The following is a 22,871-nucleotide window of genomic DNA, read 5'->3' on the forward strand; positions in this document are numbered from 1 at the left end:
TCCAGGCCTCAGAAATGCAGGTTCAAGTGCTCGGCGATCGGCCCCAAGGCCAGCACCGGCAGGAAAGTCAGGCCGCCCACTATCAGCAGGGTCACGGTCAGCAGGGTGATGAACAGCAGGCCATGGGTGGCGAAGCTGTCGGCGCTGGGCGCACTGGCGTTCTTGCTGGCCAGCGCCCCGGCCAGGGCAAGTACCGGCAGGATGTAGCCGAAGCGCCCGATCAGCATGCCCAGGCCCAGCATCAGGTTGTGAAAGGCGGTGTTGGCGGACAGGCCGGCGAAGGCCGAACCGTTGTTGGCGCTGGCCGAGGTGTAGGCATACAGCAACTGCGTGAAGCCATGGGGCCCCGGATTGCTCACGGCGCTCGCCGGCCCCGGCAGGCTGACGGCGATGGCGCTGAGCACCAGCACGCCGACCGGCATCACCAGCAGGCTCGCCACCAGCCAGCGGACCTCGCGTGCCTGCAGCTTCTTGCCCAGGTACTCGGGGGTTCGACCGATCATCAGTCCGGCCAGGAACACGGTCAGCAGCACGTTGAGCAGCATGCCGTAGAGACCGGCGCCAACCCCGCCGAAAATCACCTCGCCGAGCATCATGTTGACCAGAGCGACCATCCCGGAGAGCGGATTGAGGCTGTCGTGCATGGCATTGACCGAACCGTTCGAGGCGGCCGTGGTGGTCACCGACCAGAGCACACTGGCGGTGATGCCGAAGCGGCTTTCCTTACCTTCCAGCGGAGCGGCCTGCTCGACCATGGCGCTGGCCAGCAGCGGGTTGGGTTGCTGCTCGGCATACAGCGACAAGCCGATGCCCAGCAGCAACAGGGTCAGCATGCAGGCCAGAATCGCCCGGCTCTGGCGCAGGTCCTTGACGTAATGGCCGAAGGTGAAGACCAGGGCGGCCGGGATAGTCAGAATGGCTGCCAATTCGAACAGATTGCTCCACGCCGTGGGATTCTCGAACGGATGCGCCGAGTTGACCCCGAAGAATCCGCCGCCGTTGGTGCCCAACTGCTTGATGGCGATCTGGCTTGCAGCCGGGCCGAGCGGGATGGTCTGCGCGTTGCCTTGCAGGGTCAGCGCGTCCACGTACGGGGCGAACGTCTGCGGCACGCCCTGCCATAGGAGGAAAACGGCCAGCAGCAACGCCAGCGGCAGCAGGCCATACAAAGTAGCGCGGGTCACATCGACCCAGAAGTTGCCAAGGGTACTGGCCGAGCGCCGGCTGATGCCGCGACACAGCGCTACCAGCACGGCCAGGCCGGTTGCGGCGCTGAGGAAATTCTGCACACCCAGCCCGGCCATCTGGCTGAGGTAGCTGAGCGAGGTTTCGCCGCTGTAGGCCTGCCAGTTGGTGTTGGCCATGAAGCTGACGGCGGTGTTGAACGCCAGGGTCCACTCCTGGCCAGGCAGGTGCTGGGGATTGAGCGGCAGGTAGCCTTGCAGCATGAGCAGGGCGAACAACACGCCGAACCCGGCCAGATTGAAGGCGAGCAGAGCCAGGGCGTAGCGCTGCCAACTCTGCTGCTGTTGCGGGTCGATACCGGCGAACCGGTAGCAAAGCCTTTCCACTGGCTGCAGCGGTACGCTGAGCCAGGTGCGCTGGCCTTCCATGACTTTGTAGTAGAAACGTCCGAGCCAGGGCGCGGGCAGCAACACCAGGGCGAGGAAGGCCGTTATCAGTGCGAAATCGTGACTGTGCATGACCGACTAGCCTCCACTGGCGCGCAAGAGGGCGACGAGCAGGTACACGAACAAGCCGATGGCCAGCAGCAGGAACAGGCCGTCCAGAACAGACATGAGCAATATCTCCAGGCACGGCGGGCGCCGCTTGTCGACATTCTCCAAGGCTTGGGCGTAAAGGCGCGAGATCGATACCCCGGCGTCGCCGTAAAGAACGCGTAAAGATCGGTGGGTCACATCCTGCCCAGCGCGGCGCATGGGAACGCCGGGGCCGAACGGCTATCATGGCGGCCTTCCCTGCCCCCTGGAGCCTTCATGCGCCTGTTCCACACCTCCGACTGGCACCTCGGCCAAAGCCTGCACGGTCAGGAGCGCGACTTCGAACACGCAAGCTTTCTGCGCTGGTTGTTGCGCCAGCTCGCCGAGCGCCAGCCCGACGTGCTGCTGGTGGCAGGCGATATCTTCGACACGGTCAATCCGCCCGTGCGCGCGCAGGAGCGCCTTTACAACTTCATCGTCAGCGCCCACGAGCAGCAGCCGCAGCTGACCATCGTGATGATCGCCGGCAACCATGACTCGGGTTCGCGCATCGAACTGCCCGGGCCGTTGATGCGCCGCCTGCGTACCCACGCGCTGGGCCGGGTGATGTGGCTCGAGGATGGCCGCCTCGACAGCGAGCGGCTGTTGCTGCCGCTGCCCGATGCCAGGGGCGAGGTACAGGCGTGGTGCCTGGCCCTGCCCTTCCTGCGCCCTGCGGAAGTGACCGGCGCAGCCCTGGGCGAGGATTACCTGCAAGGCATCGCCCGCGTGCACGAGATGCTGATTGCCGCCGCCAATGCCCGGCGCTCGCCGGGGCAGGCGCTGATTGCCATCAGCCATGCGCACATGGCCGGCGGTTCGGTGTCGATGGAGTCCGAGCGCAGCCTGGTGATCGGCAGCGCCGAGGCCCTGCCGGCCAGCCTGTTCGATGCCAGTATCAGCTACGTTGCCTTGGGCCATCTGCACAAGCCGCAGAAGGTCAACGGCGAATCGCGCATTCGCTACAGCGGTTCACCCATCCCGCTGTCATTTTCCGAAATCGAATACCCGCATCAGATCCTCGAGATCGAATGCGCTGGCGAGCAACTGGTGAGTGTGGAACCGATCCTCATCCCACGCGCCGTCGACCTGCTGCGCATCGGCCCGGCGCCCTTGCCGCAGGTGCGCGAACAGTTACAGCAACTGCCGGACGTGGACCTGTTGGCCGACCTCCTGGGCTATCCCTGGCTGGAAGTGCGAGTGGTACTCGACGAGCCACAACCGGACCTGCGCCAGCACATCGAAACCGCCCTGCAAGGCAAGGCCGTGCGTCTGGTGCGGATCGCCGCCGAGTACGCCGGGCGCGCCAACGCTGACAACGAAGACGTCGGCGTCTTGATCGAACTGGATCAGCTCAGCCCCCACGAACTGTTCAGCCGCGCCTGGCTGGACAGTTATGGCAGCGAGGTGGACGAACATACCCTGGATGACTTTGCTCGGTTGTTGCAGGAAGTGCAGTTGGAGGACGAAACCCCATGAAGATCCTGGCCATTCGCCTGAAGAACCTGGCCTCGCTGGCCGGCCCGTTCGAATTGGATTTCACTGCCGAACCACTGGCCAGTGCTGGTCTGTTCGCCATTACTGGCCCCACCGGCGCGGGCAAGAGCACGTTGCTCGATGCCCTGTGCCTGGCCTTGTTCGGCGCCGTGCCGCGCCTGGGCAACGCGTCGCAGAGCGCCAAGGTGCCGGACGCCGATGGCGAGATCGGCAGTTACGACCCGCGCACCTTGCTGCGTCGTGGTACCGGGGCAGGCTACGCGGAAGTGGATTTCCTCGGCGTCGACGGTCGTCGCTATCGCGCGCGCTGGGAAGCCAACCGCGCACGGGACAAACCCGGCGGCAAGTTGCAGAACAGCCGGCAGTCGCTGCGCGACCTGGACAACGACCAGCTACTGGCCAGCCAGAAAGGTGAATACAAGCAACTGCTCGAGGCTCGCCTGGGGCTCAACTTCGAACAGTTCACCCGTGCGGTGATGTTGGCGCAGAGCGAGTTCAGTGCCTTTCTCAAGGCCGATGACAACGAGCGCAGCGAGCTGCTGGAAAAGCTTACCGACACGGCGCTGTACACCCGCCTGGGCAAGCGCGCCTTCGAAAAGAGCCGCGACGCCCGCGAGCAGCTCAAGCACTGGCAAGACCAGGCCACCGGTATCGCGCCACTGGCGGTCGAGGCCCGTACGGCCCTGGACCTGGAGTTCCAGAGCGCCAGCGAGCAACTGCGCCAGCAGCAAGCGCGCCTCAAGGAGGTGGAACGGCAGCAGCAGTGGCACCGCGAAGACCAGCGCCTGACCGACGACTGCCAGGCGGCCCGGCAGCAGGTGGAAGACGCGTCCCAGGCGTGGGAAGCAGGCGCCGAGCAGCGTTTGCAACTGCACATGCTCGAACAACTGGCACCGCAACGCTACCTGTTCGGCCGCGAGCAGGAAGTGCGCACCCAACTCCAGCCCCTGGCCGAACGCATCGAGCTGTCGCGTTCGCGGCAGCAACAGCAAGCGCTGCAGCGCCAGCAACTGGACGAGCAACGCGAACAGGCCGAGCGCACGCTGCAACAGGCGTTGGCGCAACAGGCCGAAGCGCAGCCCCGGTTGCAGCAGGCCTTCGACGAGCAGTCGAACCGGAGCCGATTGCAGGCCGAGCTCGAACCCCTGAATCCGGCGCTGGCCGAAGCCGAGCGGCAGCTTTCGTCCTTGGCGCAGGCGTTGCTGGGCATGGAGCAGCAACAGGCCGAGACTGGCAAACGCCTGCAGCAGGTCGCCGACTCGCTCGAACGCAGCGCCGAGCTGGCACCGCTGGCCACCACCTGGAACGCCTACCTGCCACGCCTGCAGCACGTGGTGACGCTGAGCAGTCGCCTGCGCCAGGGTCAGACCGAGCTGCCAGACTTGCAGGCGCAGGCACACGCCACACAGACGAGCCTGGAAGCGCATCAAACGGACCTTGCCCGCGTCTTTCAGCATGCCCCGTGCGGCGTCGAGGTGCTGCCTGAGCGCTTGCAGCAACTGACCCAACGTCTGCAACAGCAACGCCTGGCGCTGCGCGGTGTACAGGAACTGGAACGGCTGTGGCAGCGGCGCAACGCTGTCCAGGAACGTCTTGAACAAGGACGCCAGCAGCAGGCCACCTTGCTGGCCCGGCGCGAGCAACTGACCGCGCAGGGGCTTGAGGTCCGCGCGGCCCACGAACAGGCCGAGCAAGCCCTGACGTTGACCCTGCAACTGCTCGAACGCCAGCGCCTGGCGCGCAGCGAAAGCGTCGAACAGTTGCGCGAACGGTTGCAGCCCGAACAGCCCTGCCCGGTCTGCGGCAGTGTCGAACACCCCTATCACGCTCCCGAGGCGCTGTTGCAGGCGCTATCGGCCCACGATGACGATGAAGAGCAACGCGCGCGCGCTGCGCTGAAGCCGCTGTCCGAACGCCTGATCGAGCTGCGTACCGAAGTCGGCGCGCTGATCGAGCAGCACAAGCAGCTCAAGGCGCAGGAGCAACAATTGCTCGACCAGCCGGATGGCGCCGAATTGGCCCGGCATCCGCTCTACCCTGCCCTTGCCGACGCCGAGCAGGCGGATGACTGGCTGCGCGACACCGTGGCCAGCCACACGCGCCTGATCGATGAGGATGAACGGCAGCAGAACAGCCTGCTGGCCTTGCAACAGCAGGCAACCACCTTGCAGCGCGCCGTGACGCAAGCCGGGGAAACCAGCCAGCAGGCGCGGCAGACGCTGCAGGCGCATCAGGCCCACGTTGACGCCGACCAGCAACGGCTCGACGAAGAGCTGCAGGCGTTGGCCAGCCAGTTGCCCGCCGCTCGCCTGCAGGCCCTTCGCGAGCAACCGGCACAGACGTTCATGGCGCTGGAGCAGAGCATCGGCGAGCGTCTGGCACAGATCGAGCAACGGGACGAGGAACAGGCCGAGTTCGACACCCGCGCGCGCCGCATCGAGCAGGCCCGCAGCGAGCATGCGCGGCACCGAACCGACTGCGAGCAGCAACGCCAGCGGGTCGCGGCACTGTCCACGCACCTGCAGACCTGCGAAGCACGGCTGCGCGAATTGCTGGGCGAGCATGCCCAGGCTTCTGCCTGGCAGACGGCCTTGCACGATCAGGTCGAGACGGCGCGCGAGCAGGAACGGCAAGTCGACCGCCAGCAACAGGATCTACGAACCCAGACAGTGCAGACCGCCAGCGCCCTGGAGGCCGACACTCAGCAGCAGGCCCAACTGCAGCGAGCCCTGGCCGACGTGCAGCAAGCCCTGCACGCCTGGCGCGAGCAGCGTCCGCACCTGGACGACGATGGGTTGCGGGCACTGCTCGCCATCGATGAACCCCAGGTCGATGCGCTGCGCAGCCGCCTGCAAACCACGGAAAAGGCCTTGGAACAGGCGCGCATCCGCTTGCACGAACGCGAACAGCGCCAGCAGGCCCATCGCGCAGAGCTCGACGCGATCGCCAGCGCCGAAGCACTGGACGCACAACACGCCGCCCTGCTGCTGGACGCCGAACGGCAGGAACATCACTGCGCCGAACTGCGCGCCCGGCAGACCGAAGACCAGCGCCGGCACGGTGCCAACCAGGCCCTGCAGACGCAGATTGCCGAGGCCGATGCGCTCTACCAGCGCTGCGCGCGACTGGCGGCGCTGATCGGCTCGGCCGAGGGCGATCGCTTCCGCAAGATTGCTCAGGCCTACAACCTCGATTTGCTGGTGCACCACGCCAACGTGCAACTGCGCCAACTGGTGCGGCGCTACCGGCTCAAGCGCGGCGGCAGCATGCTCGGGTTGCTGGTGCTGGACACGGAAATGGGCGACGAACTGCGCTCGGTGCATTCGTTGTCGGGCGGGGAAACGTTTCTGGTTTCACTGGCATTGGCTTTGGGCCTGGCGTCGATGGCCTCGAGCACACTGCGCATCGAGTCGCTGTTCATCGACGAAGGCTTCGGCAGCCTGGACCCCGAGTCGCTGCAGCTGGCCATGGACGCCCTCGACGGCCTGCAGGCGCAGGGACGCAAGGTAGCAGTGATTTCCCACGTGCAGGAGATGCACGAGCGCATTCCGGTGCAGATTCAGGTGCGGCGCCTGGGCAACGGCTTGAGCAGCGTGCAGGTGACAGGCTGAGTCGGCGTTCCCCCGGTTGCGCCTACTGCCGCGCAGCCGGGGGTCAACGGCCGACCATCATCGGGTCAGGAATTTCACGTCCGAGGGGGCATCCTGCGCGAAGCGCTGCACCGTCTCACCCAGCTTGCCGGTGCTCGCATCGCGCCTGAGCACGGTGATCTGGTTGCTTTTCTGGTTGGCGATCAACAGGAAGTGGCCGGTAGGGTCGAGGGTGAATTCACGCGGATGATCGCCGTCCACGTCACGACGCTGGATTTCCTCGAGCTGGCCATTGCCGGCTGCAACGCTGAACACCAGCATCTGATTCGCCGTGCCGCGGTTGCTCACATAGAGAAAGCGGCCATCGGCTGACAGGTGCAACGCGCCGCTGGCGCTTTGCTTGCCGGCCGTGCCCAGTTCGAGCAGTTGCTGGCGTACCAGGTTGCCGTCCCTGACGTCGAACATGGCCAGTTGACCGCTCATTTCCAGGGTCAGGTAGGCGTGCTTGCCATCGCGATTGAACAGCAGGTGACGCGGGCCACTGCCGTCCGGCAACTGGACCGAGGCCGGTTGCGCCGGCACCAGTGGGCGCTCGGCAGACTCGGGCTGGTAGCGGTACACGTACACCCGGTCGGCGCCCAGGTCGCTGGCATAGACGTAGTTGCCGGAGGGCAGCGATACCACCGAATGCACATGCGGCCCGGCTTGACGCTCGGGATTCACCTGGCTGGCAACGTGCTTGAGCTGTTGCACCACCTCGCTGAGCGTGCCGTTCTCGGCCACCTTGAACACGCTCAGGCTGCCACCTGGGTTGGCGTTCACGGCATAGTTGGAAACGAACAGGTAGCGCCCGTCCTGGCTCAGGCTGGAATGGGTCGGTTCATCGCCCCGGGTGGCCACCTGGCCGACCTGGCTGAGTTCGTGGGTGTTGCCGTCCACTGTGAAACTGCTGACCTTGCCGACCACCTCTTTCTGCCCGGGGCCGTTTTCGTTGACCACGAACAGGCGCCGCTGGTCCTGGGACAAGGTCAGCCAGGACGGGTTGGAACTCTTGAATGTCTGCCGTGGCTGCGCCTCGATCTGGCCGGTAGCGCTGTCGAAGGCATAGCGGTAGATGCCTTCGCTGGCGCCCTGGGTATAGGTGCCCACCAGCAGGTCGTATTTTTCGGCTGCGCCGGCGTGCAGTGAGGTCAGGACCAAACCGTTGACAAGCATAGATAGCAGAACTCGCTTCATGAAGGTCTCTCCGAGCCTGTTGTGAGTGGCCGATTTTTCGTGGCACCGAGTGTTGTAGCGGCAGCAGGAGCGAACGTGGATCGGACTCTAGAGACCGCCGCGTTCAAGCCTGGGTTTCATCTTCTTCGTCGCGGGCCGAAAACGCGCTGAGGCACGTCAGTTGGTGAGACACGCCGGCCTGGCTGATGACGAAGCTGTTCGGTTCGGCGCCGGGCTGGGCGGCGTGCTGTTCTTGCAGGGTGAACTGCCAGCGCTTGAGTTCGCGGCCGTCCATGCACTGGATGTGCAGGGTGTGCTCCTCGTCGAAGGAAAAATCGAAGGCGTGCAGGGTGTCGATCAGCAGCATGTCGCAGGTTTGCAGCGCGATAGGCAGGCTCATGGTCGGATCTCCGGGGGTGATATCCGACCATGATAACCGCGATGCGCGCCTCTGGCCTGCTCGCCAGTACGCGCTACAGGATGCCCACGCTGCCCGGTGCGAAAGCGGCCTCGGCCTGGCCGACGCTGTTCACCAAAGGCGCGCCGAAGGCGGGCAGGCTGATTTCGAACTGGTCACCCAGCTGGGTGACGACGCCGTCGGCGAACGACAGCGTGGCGGTGCCGAAGAAATGCACATGCACGTCGCCAGGATTGAGAAACTGCGCGTACTTGAAATGGTGGTACTCGAGGTTGTCGAAGCTGTGGCACATGTTCGCTTCGCCACTGAGGAATTCCTTCTCCCAGATCACCTCGCCAGCCCGGCGGATACGGCTGGTGCCGGCAAGGTGCTCGGGCAGCTCACCCACGCGCAGCTCGGGCCCGTAGCTGCAGCTGCGCAGCTTGGAATGGGCGAGGTAAAGGTAGTTCTTGCGCTCCATCACGTGGTCGGAGAACTCATTGCCCAGGGCGAACCCCACGCGATACGGCCGTCGGTCCGGGCCGATCACGTACAGCCCACCCAGCTCGGGCTCTTCGCCGGCGTCCTCGGCAAACGGCGGCACCGGGAATGCCTGGCCGGGCCGCACGACAATGCTGCCATCGCCTTTGTAGAACCACTCCGGCTGCACGCCAGGCCGGCCTGCAGCAGGCTTGCCACCCTCCACGCCCCACTGGAACACTTTCATGCTGTCGGTAACGGCGGCGTCACCGCTTTGCTGGTGCATCTTGTCGCGGGTGGCGGCGCTGCCCAGGTGGGTCAGGCCGGTGCCGGTCACCAGCATATGGGCCGGGTCGGGGTGATCCAGAGGCGCGAGAACGCGACCCTGTTCGAGCAGCTGCGCGTAGTCATGCTGTTCACCCAGGCCACACCCGTCCACCGCCTGGGCCAGGCCGTAGCCTGCGGCAATGGCGTTCATGGCCAGCTCGCGGACACTGTGGGCGCCGCGCACTTCGTGCACGCGGTCGCCATCGACCAACCCCACCCGACGTTGCCCGTCTTTCAATTCGAATTGCACCAGATGCATGATCGCTTCCTCTTGCTGAATTCAGGTACGGGCGCTGGCGGCGAACGCATCGGCCGGCAGCACGTGGCGGCGCTCCAGGAGCTGGTAGACCACTGCGGTCAGCAGTAGCCCGAACACCATCACGCCGCTGAGAAAATACAGGCCGCTGGCCAGGTTGCCGGTGTACTCCTTGAGTGCGCCGATCACGAACGGCCCGATGTAGCCGCCCAGGTTGCCCACCGAGTTGATCAGGGCAATGCCCGCCGCCGCACTGGCACCGGCGAAGAAGCGGCCTGGCAGGGTCCAGAACACCGCCGTGCAGGAGAACAGGCTGAACGCTACCAGGCACAAAGCCGCCAGCTGCGCCGCCGGCACACTCAGCCAGGCGCTGAGGAACAGGCCGACTGCGCCCAGCACGTACAGCACGGCCAGGTGACCGTAGCGGTCGTTGAGGCGATCGGAACTGCGCGGGATGAGCAACAGACCGACGATGCCGAATACATAAGGCACCGACGACACGAAACCGGTGGTCAGGTCACTGCCGCCGAACTGTTTGATCAGGGTCGGCAACCACAGGCCCAGGCCATAGATGCTCAAGGTGACCGGCAGGTAGAACAGCGCCAGCAGCAACACGCGAAAATCCTTGAGCGCGTGCAGCGGGTTGCCATGCCGGGTCTGCCCATAGGCCTGCAGGTCCTTCTCGAGTTCGCTGGCCAGCCAGTTCTTTTCCTCCTGGTTCATCCATTTGACCTGCTGCGGGCCGTCGGGCAGCCAGCGCAGCACCGGCCAGGTGAGGAGGATGGCCGGGGTGCCGATGACGATGAACAGCCATTGCCAGCCATGCAGGCCCAGTACGCCGTCCATGCCCAGCAGCGCACCGGACACTGGCCCGGTGATCATCATGGCGATGGGCTGGGACAGGATGAACAGGCCGAGGATCTTGCCGCGATGACGGACCGGAAACCACTGCGTGATGTAGTACAGCACGCCGGGGAAGAAGCCCGCTTCGGCAGCGCCCAGCAGAAAGCGCATGACATAGAAGCTGTGCGGCCCCTGCACGAAGGCCATGCCGATGGTGATGGCGCCCCAGGTGATCATGATGCGCGCGAACCAGCGGCGTGCGCCGAAGCGTTCGAGCATCAGGTTGCTGGGAATCTCCAGGAGGAAGTAGCCGATGAAGAACAAGCCGGCACCCAGGCCGTAGGCCGCATCGCCGATGCCCACGTCTGCGCCCATGTGCAGCTTGGCGAAGCCCACTGCGGAGCGATCCACGTAGGCGATCAGGTACAGCAGAATCAGGAACGGAATCAATTTGAAGGTGATGCGGCGTATAAGCCCCAATTCCTGGCTCATGGGATCGATCTCCACTTTCTTGTTCTTATGGTCGTTGACGTGCGACGGCTGTACGGACACTCGCCGGTGTCTCGCTGAAACCTGCAGCCCTCATTGAAATCGACTTTATAGTATTACTATTTACTCCACAAGCTCTTCCAATCGTCGTTTCAATGGCCTATTTTTAGGGCATACACAAAAACAAGTCTTACAATAAGAGAGCCACCATGCCTGATAACAAAACGCCCCTGCGCTCGGCCCAATGGTTCGGTACGGCAGACAAGAACGGCTTCATGTACCGCAGCTGGATGAAGAACCAAGGCATTGCCGACCACCAGTTCAACGGCAAGCCGATCATCGGCATCTGCAACACCTGGTCCGAGCTGACGCCGTGCAACGCCCACTTCCGTACCATCGCCGAACACGTCAAGCGGGGCGTGATCGAAGCCGGTGGTTTTCCGGTGGAATTCCCGGTGTTCTCCAATGGCGAGTCCAACCTGCGGCCCACGGCGATGCTGACCCGCAACCTGGCGAGCATGGACGTAGAGGAAGCCATTCGCGGCAACCCGATCGACGGCGTGGTGCTGCTCACCGGCTGCGACAAGACCACCCCTGCCCTGCTGATGGGCGCGGCGAGCTGCGACGTACCGGCCATCGTGGTCACGGGCGGGCCGATGCTCAACGGCAAGCACAAGGGCAAGGACATCGGTGCTGGCACCATCGTCTGGCAGATGCATGAGTCGTACAAGGCCGGCCAGATCAGCCTGGACGAATTTCTCTCCGCCGAAGCCGGCATGTCGCGCTCGGCCGGTACCTGCAATACCATGGGCACGGCCTCCACCATGGCCTGCATGGCCGAGGCACTGGGCACCTCGCTGCCGCACAATGCGGCCATTCCGGCGGTGGATTCGCGCCGCTACGTGCTGGCGCACATGTCCGGCATGCGGGCGGTGGCGATGGTCCGCGAAGACTTGCGTCTGTCCAAGATCCTGACTAAAGAGGCGTTCGAGAACGCCATCCGGGTGAATGCGGCCATTGGCGGATCGACCAATGCGGTGATCCATCTCAAGGCGATTGCCGGGCGTATCGGCGTCGAGCTGGAGCTCGACGACTGGACCCGGATCGGCCGTGGCACGCCGACCCTGGTGGACCTGCAGCCCTCCGGACGCTTCCTGATGGAAGAGTTCTACTATGCCGGCGGCCTGCCAGCCGTGCTGCGACGCCTGGGTGAAAACGGCCTGATTCCTCATCCAGACGCCTTGACGGTCAACGGTCAGTCACTGTGGCAGAACGTGCAGCATTCGCCGATCTATGGCGAGGACGAGGTGATCCGCGCTATCGACAACCCATTGGTGGCCGACGGCGGAATCTGCGTGCTACGCGGTAACCTGGCGCCGCTGGGGGCAGTGCTCAAGCCTTCGGCCGCGACCCCGGCGCTGATGACCCATCGCGGCCGCGCAGTGGTGTTCGAAAACTTCGACATGTACAAGGCTCGCATCAACGATCCGGACCTGGACGTGGACGCCAGCTCCATCCTGGTCATGAAGAACTGTGGACCCAAGGGTTATCCAGGCATGGCCGAGGTCGGCAACATGGGCCTGCCGGCCAAGCTGCTGGCACAGGGAGTGACCGATATGGTGCGCATTTCGGATGCGCGCATGAGCGGCACGGCCTACGGCACGGTGGTGCTGCACGTGGCGCCGGAAGCGGCCGCCGGGGGCCCACTGGCAGTGGTTCGCGAGGGTGATTTCATCGAGCTGGACTGCGCCAGCGGGCGGTTGCACCTGGACATCTCCGACAGCGAGCTGCAGGCCCGCCTGGCCGACTGGCAGGCACCGGCGCAATCGTTGCTGGTGGGCGGCTATCGGCAACTGTACATCGACCACGTGATGCAGGCAGACCAGGGCTGTGATTTCGATTTCCTGGTCGGCTGCAGGGGGTCCGAGGTGCCGCGGCATTCGCATTGACCCCCCCGCCCCGCCGGCCTGTAGGAGCGGCCAGTGGCCGCGAAAAGAGCACCGCGGTGTGACAGGTATACCGTGGTGAATTTTTCGCGGCCGATGACCGCTCCTACGGAATAGGCGGTGATTGGGCATAAAAAAACCCGACTCAAGGTCGGGTTTTTGCATCGCAGTCAAGCAGGCTGGAAGCTTACTTGGCGCGACCTTTGTACGAACCGCCTTCACGGGTGTCGATCTCGATCATGTCGCCGATCTCGATGAAGTCCGCAACGCTCAGCTCGGTACCGTTCTTCAGTTTGGCAGGCTTCATCACCTTGCCCGAAGTGTCGCCGCGAGCGGAACCTTCGGTGTAGTCGACCTGGCGCACGATGGTGGTCGGCAGCTCGACGCTGACCAGACGCTCTTCGAAGAACACGGCTTCGCAGACGTCGGTCATGCCTTCTTCGACGAACGGCAGAACGGCCTCGATGTCTTCGGCGTTCAGTTCGTACATGGTGTAGTCGGTGGTATCCATGAACGTGTAGCTGTCACCGCTGATGAACGACAGGGTCGCTTCCTTGCGGTCCAGGATCACGTCGTCCAGCTTGTCGTCGGCACTGTAGACGGTTTCGGTCTTGTAGCCGGTCAGCAGGTTCTTCAGCTTGGTCTTCATGATCGCGCTGTTACGGCCCGACTTGGTGAATTCAGCTTTCTGAACCAACCAAGGGTCGTTGTCGATACGGATCACGGTACCGGGTTTCAGTTCTTTACCAGTTTTCATTACGAATATCCGAATTTGGATGGTGATTTACAAAAATCTAGGCCGCGTATCATAGCCAATTTCGGTAAAACTGCACCAGCGTCGTTGCAAGATCAGGCTGAGCGGCCTGTGTGGCGCACCATTGCCGCGCGTGCGCGACCAGTTCCGGCCAGTGCCGAATGGCCTCGCGCCATGCCGGGCCGATGTCGGCGCCCTCCACGCTCTGGTTCCAGGCCCGCCACAGCCCGCGCAACGCGGCGTAGGCTGCGGGCGAGAGGCCCTGGCCGTAGCGATCGAGAAACGCCTCGAGTTTTTCCCAGTGCGCGTATTCCTCCTGGACGTAGATATGCCAGACCATCGGTGCGGCCGCCCACTGGGCGCGAACGAACGAGTCCTCACCGCGCACGGCATTGAAGTCGCAGCACCACAGCAGCCGGTCGTACTCGCTCTGACGGACGAACGGCAGCACCTGCACCTTCAGGCTGCCCCGTTGTACCTGGCTGCCGACGTCCAGCGATGCCTCGCCCAACCATTGGCGCACGTCGGCCAGCACTCGGCCTTCGGGGACCAGCAGGTGGTTGCTGCGCGTGTCATCGGCCAGGGCATCCAGCCACGACCCCAGCCCGCTGTGCTCATAGGCGAACAACGACAACAGGCGGGCATCGGGCTGGGGCTCGACGCCCAGCCCGGCCAGAAACGTCTGCCGTGCTGCGGGATCGGCTTCGAAGGCCTTGCGGTGCTCGACCAGGCAGGCTTCGCGCAGCAAACCGCCGGTACCGGTGGTGAAGCCGGGAAAGAAGAAGAACTTGCGCAGCCCACCCGGCTGCGGCGACGGCAGGCCATGGCAGCCATCGACCCAGGTTTCGGCGCTGAGGTAATCAAGGTTCAACCACAACGGGGACCGGCTGCGCGCTGCCATGGCGTCGACGTATTCAGGAGGCAGCTTGCAGGCGAAGGCACCTACCACCACATCGGCAACCTCGGTGGCCTGCCATTCGCCGCGCCAATGGCGGACTTCCACGCCGTCGTGCCACTGCTGCGGCTGTTCGGCGCTGGCGGCAGGCCACAGACGGGCGAATGGCACCAAGTCGTCGACCCACAGGCGCACCTGCATACCGTGTTCGACCTGCAGTTGGCGGGCCAGGCGCCAGGTGATGCCGATGTCGCCGTAGTTGTCCACGACCGTGCAGAAAATGTCCCAGGTGGCCTTCATGGCTGACTCCAACGCAAACGTTTACACAAAGCCGGCTATTGTCCGCATAAACGTCCGCGCACAGAAGCACTAAAGGCGGTTCGTGCGACAATTGCCCGCTCGTTCCCACCGTCAGTCCAACCATGAACAAACCTGCCCTGTTGCAAGCCATCATCGAACGCCTGACCGTTGATCTGGACGTGGCTCAGCGTGCCGCGCAGACGGCCTATGAAACCGCCACCCATGAAGAGAACGTGGCCGAGAACAAGTACGACACGCTCGGGTTGGAGGCGTCCTACCTGGCCACCGGGCAAGCGCGGCGCATGGAAGAGATTCGCCACGGGTTGGCGAAATTTCGTGCACTGCAGTTGCGTGATCTTCAGGCAGGGATCGAACTGGGCGCACTGGTGGCGCTGGATTCGGAAAGCGGTGTGCGCCAGTGGTTTTTCCTGGGGCCTGATGCGGCGGGGTTGAAGCTGGATTTCGAAGGCTGCACGGTCATGGTCATCACCCCGCGCTCGCCCTTGGGGCAAAGCCTGTTGGGCAAGAGCGTGGATGACGAAGTCAGCATGGCGGGCAATGTTCAGGTCATTGCCCAGGTGATTTGACGCCCGGCGCAAGTAGATACACCGCGTGAACCGTTGACGCGGCTTGCCTGGTACACCGCGTGCAACATTGACGCTGCGATCCCCTGTAGCAGCGGCGCAAGCCGCGTCCGGCCTCAACGCGGATTGTCTGATACACCGCATGCGCCGCCGACGCGGCTCGCGCCGCTGCTACAGGGATGGTGCAAGCCGCGTCTGTGTGCAACGCGGTTTGTTTGGCACACCGCGTGCAACATTGACGCTGCGATCCCCTGTAGCAGCGGCGCAAGCCGCGTCCGGCCTCGGCGCGGATTGTCTGATACACCGCATGCGCCGCCGACGCGGCTCGCGCCGCTGCTACAGGGATGGTGCAAGCCGCCTCTGTGTGCAACGCGGTTTGTTTGGCACACCGCGTGCAACATTGACGCTGCGATCCCCTGTAGCAGCGGCGCGAGCCGCGTCCGGCCTCGGCGCGGTTTGCCGGGTACACGGCGAGTACCGTGCACGCGGCGTGGGGGTTACTTCTTGTCGGGTAGCGCGTAGGCGATCACGTAGTCACCGCGATCCGGCGACTGGCGCGCACCACCGGCGGTGATGACCACATATTGCTTGCCGGTCTTGGGCGAAACGAAGGTCATCGGGCCGCCCTGGCTGCCAACCGGCAGGCGAGCTTTCCACGCCTCTTCACCCGTCGCCGAGTTGAACGCACGCAGGTAGTAATCCTGGGTACCGGCAATGAACACCAGGCCGCCCTGTGTCGACAGCGTGCCGCCCAGCGTCGGCATACCGATGGGCAGCGGCAGGTGCATTTTCACACCCAGCGGCCCGGTATCTTCCACGGTCCCCACTGGCACCTGCCAGGCAACTTTCTGGGTCTTCATGTCGATTGCGGTCAAGGTACCGAACGGCGGCGCCTGGCACGGAATGCCGGCGATGGACAGGAAGCGGTTCTTGTTCACCGCATACGGCGTGCCCTTGAGCGGTACCGCGCCCATGCCGGTGTTGAGCGCTTCGCCACCCGAAGACGCCTTGGCATCCTTCTGCTGAGGCACCATCTGTACCCACAGGCCCAGACGCATGTCATTCACGAAGATAAAGCCATGCACCGGATCGGTCGACAGGCTGCCCCAGTTCATCCCACCCAGAGACCCCGGGAAGCTGAGCGACACATCGGTACCCGGCGCGGTGTACAGACCTTCATAGCGCATTTTCTTGAACGAGATCCGGCACAGCATCTGGTCGAACGGAGTCGCACCCCACATGTCCGACTCGGTCAGGTGTTGCGCGCCGATCTGCGGCATGCCCACCGACAACGGCTGGGTCTTGGCATAGGGTTCGCCAGGAATGTCCGAGCCCTTGACTGGAATGTCCTGCACGGCGGTCAGCGGTTGACCGGTCGCGCGGTCCAGCACATAGATCTGCCCCGCCTTGGTGCCGATCACCACTGCCGGCACACTGCTGCCGTCAGGCTTGGGGAAATCCATCAGGGTTGGCTGCATGGGCAGGTCGAAGTCCCAAAGGTCGTTGCGCACGGTCTGGTAGACCCACTTCTCTTCACCGGTGGTCGCGTTCAACGCCAGGATCGAAGCACCGTAGCGGTGATTCAACGGCGTGCGCTCGACACCGTAGATATCGGTCGACGAACTGCCCATGGGCAGGAACACGGTGTTCATCTTCGGATCGTACGACATCGGTGCCCAGCTGTTGGGCGTGCTGCGCACATAGGTGTTGTCGCCGGTCGGCGCCTGCTTGTCCTCGGGGTTGCCCGGATCGAACGCCCAGCGCATTTCGCCAGTGACCACATCGAAACCGCGGATTACACCGCCCGGCATGTCGGCCTGGACGTTGTCGGCGACACGACCACCGACCACTACCGTGGTACCGGCCATCAACGGCGCGGAGGACAACTGATAGTAGGAATCCGGGACATTCCCCAGGCCCGCTTTCAGGTCCACCTGACCCTTGTTGCCAAAACCTTCACAGAACTCGCCCGTGTCGGCATCCACGGCAATCAGGCGAGCATCGATGGTGTTGGTCAACAAGCGACGCTGGCAATTGGCACCCGGCGCGACCGCAACGGCCTTGACCGGCGTATTGCCTTCGCTCGACTCCACCACCGCACTGCTGGCGTCGAAGTAGGCCAGGCCACGGCAACGCTGCCAGACCGCAGCCTGAGCATTGATCTGGTTTTTCCACAGCTCTTTGCCGGTGTCGGCGTTCAGCGCAATGATGTTGTTGTGCGGAGTGCAGATGAACACCTTGTCACCCACCTGCAGCGGCGTGGCCTGGTCTTCAGCGCCGTTGCCATTGCTGATGGCGACGTCACCGGTGTGGTAGGTCCAGGCTGGAACCAGATCGGCGACGTTGTCGCGATTGATCTGGTCGAGAGCGGCGAAGCGGTTGCCGCCTTCATCGTTGCCGTAATGGGCCCAGTCCTTCTGCGCGTTGGCCGGCGTGACCTGGGTCAGGCCTGGGCCTTCGCCGGTCGGGGCGACCGAGGCATGCGGCACGAACATGCCGGCGGCGCCCGCCATGACGGCCACGGCCAGCAGCGCGCCGAGCGCATAGCCGGCGCGACCGCCGTTCAGCCCGTTGGCGCGACGCAAGGTCGGATAGGCCAGTGCCACCACCAGGCTCAGCACCCCAAGCGCGAACAGACGGGAAATCTGCGGCCAGAAGTTGAGCCCGGCGTCGACCAGCGCCCAGATCACCGACAGCACCATGACCGCTGCGAACAGCCATGCGCCGAGCAGGCGCGACTTGAACAGGGCAATGGCGGCGACGGTCATGCCCAGGCCAGCCAGCAGGAAATACCAGCTGCCGCCCAGGGTGGCCAGGTAGCCACCGCCAGCCAGGTAGAGCAGTCCGAATACGAGTACGCCCAAGGCAGCGACCCAGATGGGCCAGCGGCGCACCGCTGGTGAAGGTTGAGGCTTAGTCATGTTGCATGATCCTGTTGACGCATGAACGTTTCTGGAAGGTTGAGCAAAGTGTAGGCAAGCCTGTGCGACATGCTTGTCGGGACGATCTCGGTGAGTACTTCCACGACCTGCACGGCCTCCCGGCCGTGTTCCACAAAGGACTGCCGGATGCCGCCACAGCATTAACTAATTAGTTAGTTACGCAACGATATCAAAAAAAACCGGCAGCTGCGACAAATCGCCCTAGCGCTGGCCGGTGAAACACTGTTGCGCAGGTTGTAACGCTGCCTCGGGCTTGCCCCACGGCACGTGGGATCACGGCACATCCTTGAAGAACGCATGACCGCCCAGCACCAGCGTACAGGTCGCTCCGGCTGTCCAGGCCGGTGGCCTGGGCAAGCGCAACGCATGGTAATGCGTGGCCCCGTCGGTGGGGTCCGCCGTACCGCCGGCGATGACCTGTTCGGCCACCATCAGTGCCTGGGCCCATTGCGCCTGCGCAATGGGCAGAGCGCCGCTGACACAGGGGTAATTGGGATCATCAGGGTTCCAGCAGCTGAACTGCCAGGGTTTATGGCACACGCCGATGTAGCCCTCGCCCCACCAGGATCGGCGGTTGGCATCATGCACACGGTTGCGGATGACCCACGCCACCGCTATCTGCCCGGCGATGCCCTCGCCACGGGCCTCCCCCCATAGCGTTCGCGCAACGACGTCGTGTACCTGCTGAATGTGTGTCATGGTGATCTCTGCATATGAATGGCCAAGGCGACAAGGCTGGGCGAAGCGTCGTGGCAGTCCCGATTGCCTTGCCTGCGTGGCCAGATTGCTGGGCTCCGCGAGGGTTTGCCAGCCGGTAGCGATTCCCCGCCTGCCAAGTCGTGGCTGCAGTTTCCCGTGGCGAGGGTCGATGCCAAAGGCTTGAGAATTGGCGGCATTGGCTCTACAAATGTCATCGCCATGCCCGGTCCGTCGCCCCGCGCCGACCTGCCCTCGATAGACCATCCCATCACGGAGTCCCATTGCCGATGCACGCACCCGACGACGACCTGGATACCGGTGCCCACACCTCCGGCTGGGGACTGAGCCGTCTGCATGCCGCGACATCGGTCAGGTGGGTGGCCAAGCTGTTGTCGTGGGTGGCCCTGCTCACCGGTGCCACCGCGCTCTGCGAATACCTGCTGGGCCAGCCATTGCTGGGCTATCTGGTGCCGGGCCTGATGGGCATGTCGCCGTTGACCGCCATGGCGCTTTGCGCTCTGGCGCTGTCCAGCCTTCTGGGACGTCGCGCGCGACCCAGCTGGTTGCTTGCCGGCCTGGCTTCGAGCAGCGCATTCGCCTTGCTGGGCACACACCTGTTGCTCGGTGCAGACGTCTTGAGCCCGGCGCTGAACGCCTGGCTGTTTCCGCCTTCGGCGCTCCTGGTCGGTAGCGTTTCGCCGGCCACGGCGAGCTGCCTGGCTTTGCTGGGCGTGGCCCGCATGGCCCAGTTGGCTGGCCGCCACAAAGCCTGCGATGTGCTTGCCCTGCTCGCCTTCGGCCTGGCCGGCATCGGCCTGCTGGGCTATGCCTACGGCGTCAAGGATTTGTACTCGGTGCTGCTGTTCAATGCCATGGCGGTCCACACCGCTGCAGCGCTGGCCTGCCTGGCTGTTTCAACGATGCTTTTTCAGGCCGATCAGGGTTGGCTGAACGTGGTCACGCTGAGCAACCGTGCAGGCGCAGTCACCCGTCGGCAATTGCTGCTCACGGCCATCCTGCCAGTGATCGGCTGGCTGTTGCTGTCGGCCATCAATGCCCGCGCCATCGGTGCGCCCGCCGCCCTGGCCCTGGTGGTGGCGACGGTGTTTCTGCCGCTGGTCATCCTGATCATCAAGGACGGCCGGGTCACGGCGCGCCTGGACCTGCAACGGCAGAAGCAGCGTCGCCTGGAAACCACCATCAGGCAGCGTCTGGAACTGGAGCTGGATCAGAAGCGCGCCGAACTGGAACAGGAGTCGGCGCAACGCATCGTCGCCGAACAGGTGATGAACCGCGCCCAACGCCTGGATGCAATCGGACAACTGACGGGCGGTATCGCCCACGATTTCAACAACCTGCTGATGGGTATTTCAGGCAACCTCGAGCTGCTGCATCGCCACGTCGAGAGCGATCCCAAGGCCTCGAAGTACGTGACACGGGCCACCCTGTCCACGGAAAAGGGCATTCGCCTGACCGGGCAACTGCTGGCGTTCTCGCGCACGCAACGGCTGAACGTATCGGCAGTCAGCCTTGCCGACACCGTCACTGCGGCCTTCGAACTGGTTGGCAACGCGCTGGGCCCCGACATCAATATCGACATGCAGACGCCCGACCGTAGCCTGTTCGTCAGCACCGACCCCCTGCAATTGGAAATGGCCATACTCAACCTCGCCCTGAACGCCAGGGACGCGATGCCCGACGGCGGCTGGTTCACCGTCAAATGCTCGCCGACCGCTCCGCCGGGTACACCGCCCAGCGTATCGATCCGGGTCAGTGACAGTGGTACCGGCATGTCCGCGGAAGTGCTGGCCAAGGCGTGCGAGCCGTTCTTCACCACCAAGGAATCGGGCCGTGGCACCGGGCTGGGCCTGGCGCAGGTCTACGGCCTGTGCCGTCAATGTGGCGGCGACCTGAAGATCACCAGTGAACCGGGCCAAGGCTCGACCTTCGAACTGGTACTGCCCATGGCCGAGCGTCCACGCGCGAATTCCATCAACCCGCAGCCGACCAGCGTCACGGTGGCGCTCGCCCCTCTCGCCCAACCGGTGCTGGTGGTCGACGATGACGATGCAGTGCGCACGGTGCTGGTCGACGATCTGCGGGTGCGGGGCTATCAGGTGCTCGAAGCCGATCGTGGCGGCAAGGCCCTGGCGATACTGGGCAACACGCGCTGCGCCGCGGCGGTCATCGATTTCCTGATGCCCGAGATGAACGGCGCCGAATTGGCGCGCAAGGCACGCCAACTCGTCCCGCAGTTACCGATCATCTTCATCAGTGGCTATGCCGACACCCTTGCACTGGATGCCATCGCCGGCGCCGTGGTGCTGCGCAAGCCGTTTGAACTCGACGAGCTGGACCGACTGGTCAGGGAGTTGGCCGGCGTGTCTGGGTCGGACGCCTGACGGCGACGGACAACATTCGGCCGATTTGCGATCCACGACAATGTGCCGAAAAGACTGGCAAGCCGCCCATTTCAAAAAAATCGGAACCTTCCGCCAAACAGGGCGACCTAAACACAGCGTACGTACCATGCCTACGCCATGGCTGCCTCTTGGGTCTGAGCCAGACCGTCCACCAAGGAGATTTTGAAATGACCGACGCTCATAAAGAAACGATCAAGGTACTCAACGACCTCATCGAAACATCGAAAGATGGTGAGGCTGGTTTCAAGGATCTCGCAGAAAACACCAACAACCCTGAGCTGAAGGCAGTCTTCGCAGCCGCCGCTTCCGACACCGCCAGCGGTGCTGCAGAACTGCAGAACGAAGTACGCAAGCTGGGTGGCGAACCCGAAACCACCACCAGCGTTGCAGGCGATCTGCACCGTCGCTGGGTTGACCTGAAGTCGGCCATCACCGGCAAGGACGACGTCGCACTGCTCAACGAAGCAGAGCGCGGCGAAGACGTTGCCAAGAAGAGCTACACCAAAGCGCTGGAAAACCATGACGTGACCCCTGAGGTACGCGCCGTGATCCAGAAGCAGTTCGATGGCGTCATGCGCAACCATGACAAGATCAAGGCACTGCGTGACGCAGCTCGCGCTCAGAAATGAGTGAGGGGCTTGGGCGGCTGCCAAGGCCGCCCGAGCCGTGCTTTTCCCGCAACGCCCCCCGCCTTGACAACCTCCCCGCCGCTACCCGATCGACTCAACGTGTCACATAGCCCATGACTGGGGCCGGTACTTTGACGTCGCCCTGAAAGCGATGCCATTCCTTGTCGATTTCCTTGTAGCTCATGAACACACTCACCCGCTTGGCGTCGGCCAGATCGGTATTGGTCATGGACTGGGTGTAGCGCGTCGGCACGAATGCCACCGTGATACCGACTACCGAGCCATCATCCGCATACACCGGACCACCCGACATGCCCATGGCACTCGGACCGTCGTGGATGGAATAGAGCACGCCATCGTTGAGGTTGCTGAGCAGCAACTTGCCTTCCTTAACCTTGCCGCTGCCTTTGACGGGCATCAACAGTGGACTGAAGCCGACGGCGGTGACGTTTTCACCGACCGACGCCTGACGCCAGTGAGGAGCCGTCGGAGCCTTGCGCTTGATAAAGACCACATCGCCACGACCACGGTGCGCAACGTCACTGAGGTAAGGGGTGTGCTTGGCAGAAACGGCGTAGTCCTCGTTCCATTGCACGGCCGAGGCCTGATACAGAAGAGGGGCGGGAAGACTCGAGGTGACCATGAAAGCGTCTTTGTAGGCGGCATCGCTGACAAAGGGAGTTGGCATGCCATTGCAGCCGGAAAGAAGCAGGCCGAACATCAGGCAGATAGATCGATTCATCGTGTTCCAGTGTAGCAATCCCATTTCTGGGACTATTGAAGCAACCTTGCTTGCGTGGTTCTCATCCCTCTGGACGAGAATAGGTTCGCGTGCGCGAGTGTTT

The 22,871-nt window shown here is 63.8% G+C and carries 17 protein-coding genes; 6 read left to right on the forward strand and 11 right to left on the reverse strand.

What is annotated here, in order from left to right; translation table 11 throughout:
• Nucleotides 1–8: 8 nt before the first annotated feature.
• Nucleotides 9–1,703: a potassium-transporting ATPase subunit KdpA gene (kdpA, locus tag IFT80_RS17670; protein WP_192137972.1), complete on the reverse strand. Its 1,695-nt coding sequence runs from the start codon at nt 1,701–1,703 to the stop codon at nt 9–11.
• Between the two features lie 6 nt (nt 1,704–1,709).
• Nucleotides 1,710–1,799, reverse strand: a complete 90-nt coding sequence (locus IFT80_RS17675; RefSeq protein ID WP_082223535.1) for a potassium-transporting ATPase subunit F — start codon at nt 1,797–1,799, stop codon at nt 1,710–1,712.
• Nucleotides 1,800–1,997: 198 nt separating this feature from the next.
• Here IFT80_RS17675 and IFT80_RS17680 point away from each other — a divergent pair, with 198 nt between their 5' ends.
• Nucleotides 1,998–3,239, forward strand: a complete 1,242-nt coding sequence (locus IFT80_RS17680; RefSeq protein ID WP_192137973.1) for an exonuclease SbcCD subunit D C-terminal domain-containing protein — start codon at nt 1,998–2,000, stop codon at nt 3,237–3,239.
• Nucleotides 3,236–6,868: an AAA family ATPase gene (locus IFT80_RS17685; protein ID WP_192137974.1), complete on the forward strand. Its 3,633-nt coding sequence runs from the start codon at nt 3,236–3,238 to the stop codon at nt 6,866–6,868. Before IFT80_RS17680 ends, IFT80_RS17685 begins: the two co-directional genes overlap by 4 nt.
• 57 nt (nt 6,869–6,925) lie before the next feature.
• Here IFT80_RS17685 and IFT80_RS17690 read toward each other — a convergent pair whose 3' ends face one another.
• From IFT80_RS17690 to IFT80_RS17705, 4 genes are all read right to left on the reverse strand, one after another.
• A complete protein-coding gene (locus IFT80_RS17690) occupies nt 6,926–8,083 on the reverse strand; it encodes a lactonase family protein (RefSeq protein WP_192137975.1) in 1,158 nt (385 codons plus the stop codon).
• 103 nt (nt 8,084–8,186) lie between these two features.
• Nucleotides 8,187–8,462, reverse strand: coding sequence for a DUF5629 family protein (locus IFT80_RS17695; protein ID WP_192137976.1), 276 nt, complete (start codon nt 8,460–8,462; stop codon nt 8,187–8,189).
• A 73-nt stretch (nt 8,463–8,535) separates the two neighbouring features.
• Nucleotides 8,536–9,525, reverse strand: coding sequence for an AraD1 family protein (gene araD1 / locus IFT80_RS17700; protein ID WP_192137977.1), 990 nt, complete (start codon nt 9,523–9,525; stop codon nt 8,536–8,538).
• A gap of 21 nt (nt 9,526–9,546) precedes the next feature.
• Nucleotides 9,547–10,857 carry an MFS transporter gene (locus IFT80_RS17705; protein WP_192058081.1) on the reverse strand — a complete coding sequence of 437 codons (1,311 nt, stop codon included), beginning with the start codon at nt 10,855–10,857 and terminating at the stop codon, nt 9,547–9,549.
• A gap of 206 nt (nt 10,858–11,063) precedes the next feature.
• Here IFT80_RS17705 and IFT80_RS17710 point away from each other — a divergent pair, with 206 nt between their 5' ends.
• Nucleotides 11,064–12,803, forward strand: a complete 1,740-nt coding sequence (locus IFT80_RS17710) for an IlvD/Edd family dehydratase (RefSeq protein WP_192137978.1) — start codon at nt 11,064–11,066, stop codon at nt 12,801–12,803.
• Between the two features lie 184 nt (nt 12,804–12,987).
• On the opposite strand, the gene IFT80_RS17715 is transcribed toward IFT80_RS17710, so the two are convergent.
• Both IFT80_RS17715 and earP read right to left on the reverse strand, forming a co-directional pair.
• Nucleotides 12,988–13,557 (reverse strand): elongation factor P, encoded by a 570-nt coding sequence (locus tag IFT80_RS17715; RefSeq protein WP_049858924.1) that lies wholly within the window; start codon nt 13,555–13,557, stop codon nt 12,988–12,990.
• 49 nt (nt 13,558–13,606) lie between these two features.
• Entirely contained in the window at nt 13,607–14,749 is a 1,143-nt protein-coding gene (gene earP / locus IFT80_RS17720; RefSeq protein ID WP_192137979.1) for an elongation factor P maturation arginine rhamnosyltransferase EarP, read from the reverse strand.
• Between the two features lie 122 nt (nt 14,750–14,871).
• On the opposite strand from earP, the gene IFT80_RS17725 reads away from it, so the two are divergent.
• Entirely contained in the window at nt 14,872–15,336 is a 465-nt protein-coding gene (locus tag IFT80_RS17725) for a GreA/GreB family elongation factor (protein WP_185794432.1), read from the forward strand.
• 494 nt (nt 15,337–15,830) lie between these two features.
• On the opposite strand, the gene IFT80_RS17730 is transcribed toward IFT80_RS17725, so the two are convergent.
• Nucleotides 15,831–18,254 carry a glucose/quinate/shikimate family membrane-bound PQQ-dependent dehydrogenase gene (locus tag IFT80_RS17730; protein ID WP_192137980.1) on the reverse strand — a complete coding sequence of 808 codons (2,424 nt, stop codon included), beginning with the start codon at nt 18,252–18,254 and terminating at the stop codon, nt 15,831–15,833.
• 294 nt (nt 18,255–18,548) lie between these two features.
• Nucleotides 18,549–18,974: a cell wall hydrolase gene (locus tag IFT80_RS17735; RefSeq protein ID WP_192102362.1), complete on the reverse strand. Its 426-nt coding sequence runs from the start codon at nt 18,972–18,974 to the stop codon at nt 18,549–18,551.
• 287 nt (nt 18,975–19,261) lie between these two features.
• Here IFT80_RS17735 and IFT80_RS17740 point away from each other — a divergent pair, with 287 nt between their 5' ends.
• Together IFT80_RS17740 and IFT80_RS17745 are read left to right on the forward strand one after the other, a co-directional pair.
• On the forward strand, nt 19,262–21,376 hold the full coding sequence (locus IFT80_RS17740; RefSeq protein ID WP_192102363.1) for an ATP-binding protein: 2,115 nt from the start codon (nt 19,262–19,264) through the stop codon (nt 21,374–21,376).
• A gap of 188 nt (nt 21,377–21,564) precedes the next feature.
• Nucleotides 21,565–22,026, forward strand: a complete 462-nt coding sequence (locus IFT80_RS17745) for a PA2169 family four-helix-bundle protein (RefSeq protein ID WP_122476136.1) — start codon at nt 21,565–21,567, stop codon at nt 22,024–22,026.
• Between the two features lie 94 nt (nt 22,027–22,120).
• On the opposite strand, the gene IFT80_RS17750 is transcribed toward IFT80_RS17745, so the two are convergent.
• Nucleotides 22,121–22,768 (reverse strand): serine protease, encoded by a 648-nt coding sequence (locus IFT80_RS17750; RefSeq protein ID WP_192053093.1) that lies wholly within the window; start codon nt 22,766–22,768, stop codon nt 22,121–22,123.
• Nucleotides 22,769–22,871 lie beyond the last annotated feature (103 nt).

The sequence above is a fragment of the Pseudomonas sp. CFBP 8771 genome, assembly GCF_014841695.1.
GTDB lineage: Bacteria > Pseudomonadota > Gammaproteobacteria > Pseudomonadales > Pseudomonadaceae > Aquipseudomonas > Aquipseudomonas baltica.

Bases quoted from the DNA above. Each gene is read 5' to 3' on its own strand.
- kdpA (WP_192137972.1), bottom strand. From the start codon at position 1,703: ATGCACAGTCACGATTTCGCACTGATAACGGCCTTCCTCGCCCTGGTG.
- IFT80_RS17675 (WP_082223535.1), bottom strand. From the start codon at position 1,799: ATGTCTGTTCTGGACGGCCTGTTCCTGCTGCTGGCCATCGGCTTGTTC.
- IFT80_RS17680 (WP_192137973.1), top strand. From the start codon at position 1,998: ATGCGCCTGTTCCACACCTCCGACTGGCACCTCGGCCAAAGCCTGCAC.
- IFT80_RS17685 (WP_192137974.1), top strand. From the start codon at position 3,236: ATGAAGATCCTGGCCATTCGCCTGAAGAACCTGGCCTCGCTGGCCGGC.
- IFT80_RS17690 (WP_192137975.1), bottom strand. From the start codon at position 8,083: ATGAAGCGAGTTCTGCTATCTATGCTTGTCAACGGTTTGGTCCTGACC.
- IFT80_RS17695 (WP_192137976.1), bottom strand. From the start codon at position 8,462: ATGAGCCTGCCTATCGCGCTGCAAACCTGCGACATGCTGCTGATCGAC.
- araD1 (WP_192137977.1), bottom strand. From the start codon at position 9,525: ATGCATCTGGTGCAATTCGAATTGAAAGACGGGCAACGTCGGGTGGGG.
- IFT80_RS17705 (WP_192058081.1), bottom strand. From the start codon at position 10,857: ATGAGCCAGGAATTGGGGCTTATACGCCGCATCACCTTCAAATTGATT.
- IFT80_RS17710 (WP_192137978.1), top strand. From the start codon at position 11,064: ATGCCTGATAACAAAACGCCCCTGCGCTCGGCCCAATGGTTCGGTACG.
- IFT80_RS17715 (WP_049858924.1), bottom strand. From the start codon at position 13,557: ATGAAAACTGGTAAAGAACTGAAACCCGGTACCGTGATCCGTATCGAC.
- earP (WP_192137979.1), bottom strand. From the start codon at position 14,749: ATGAAGGCCACCTGGGACATTTTCTGCACGGTCGTGGACAACTACGGC.
- IFT80_RS17725 (WP_185794432.1), top strand. From the start codon at position 14,872: ATGAACAAACCTGCCCTGTTGCAAGCCATCATCGAACGCCTGACCGTT.
- IFT80_RS17730 (WP_192137980.1), bottom strand. From the start codon at position 18,254: ATGACTAAGCCTCAACCTTCACCAGCGGTGCGCCGCTGGCCCATCTGG.
- IFT80_RS17735 (WP_192102362.1), bottom strand. From the start codon at position 18,974: ATGACACACATTCAGCAGGTACACGACGTCGTTGCGCGAACGCTATGG.
- IFT80_RS17740 (WP_192102363.1), top strand. From the start codon at position 19,262: ATGCACGCACCCGACGACGACCTGGATACCGGTGCCCACACCTCCGGC.
- IFT80_RS17745 (WP_122476136.1), top strand. From the start codon at position 21,565: ATGACCGACGCTCATAAAGAAACGATCAAGGTACTCAACGACCTCATC.
- IFT80_RS17750 (WP_192053093.1), bottom strand. From the start codon at position 22,768: ATGAATCGATCTATCTGCCTGATGTTCGGCCTGCTTCTTTCCGGCTGC.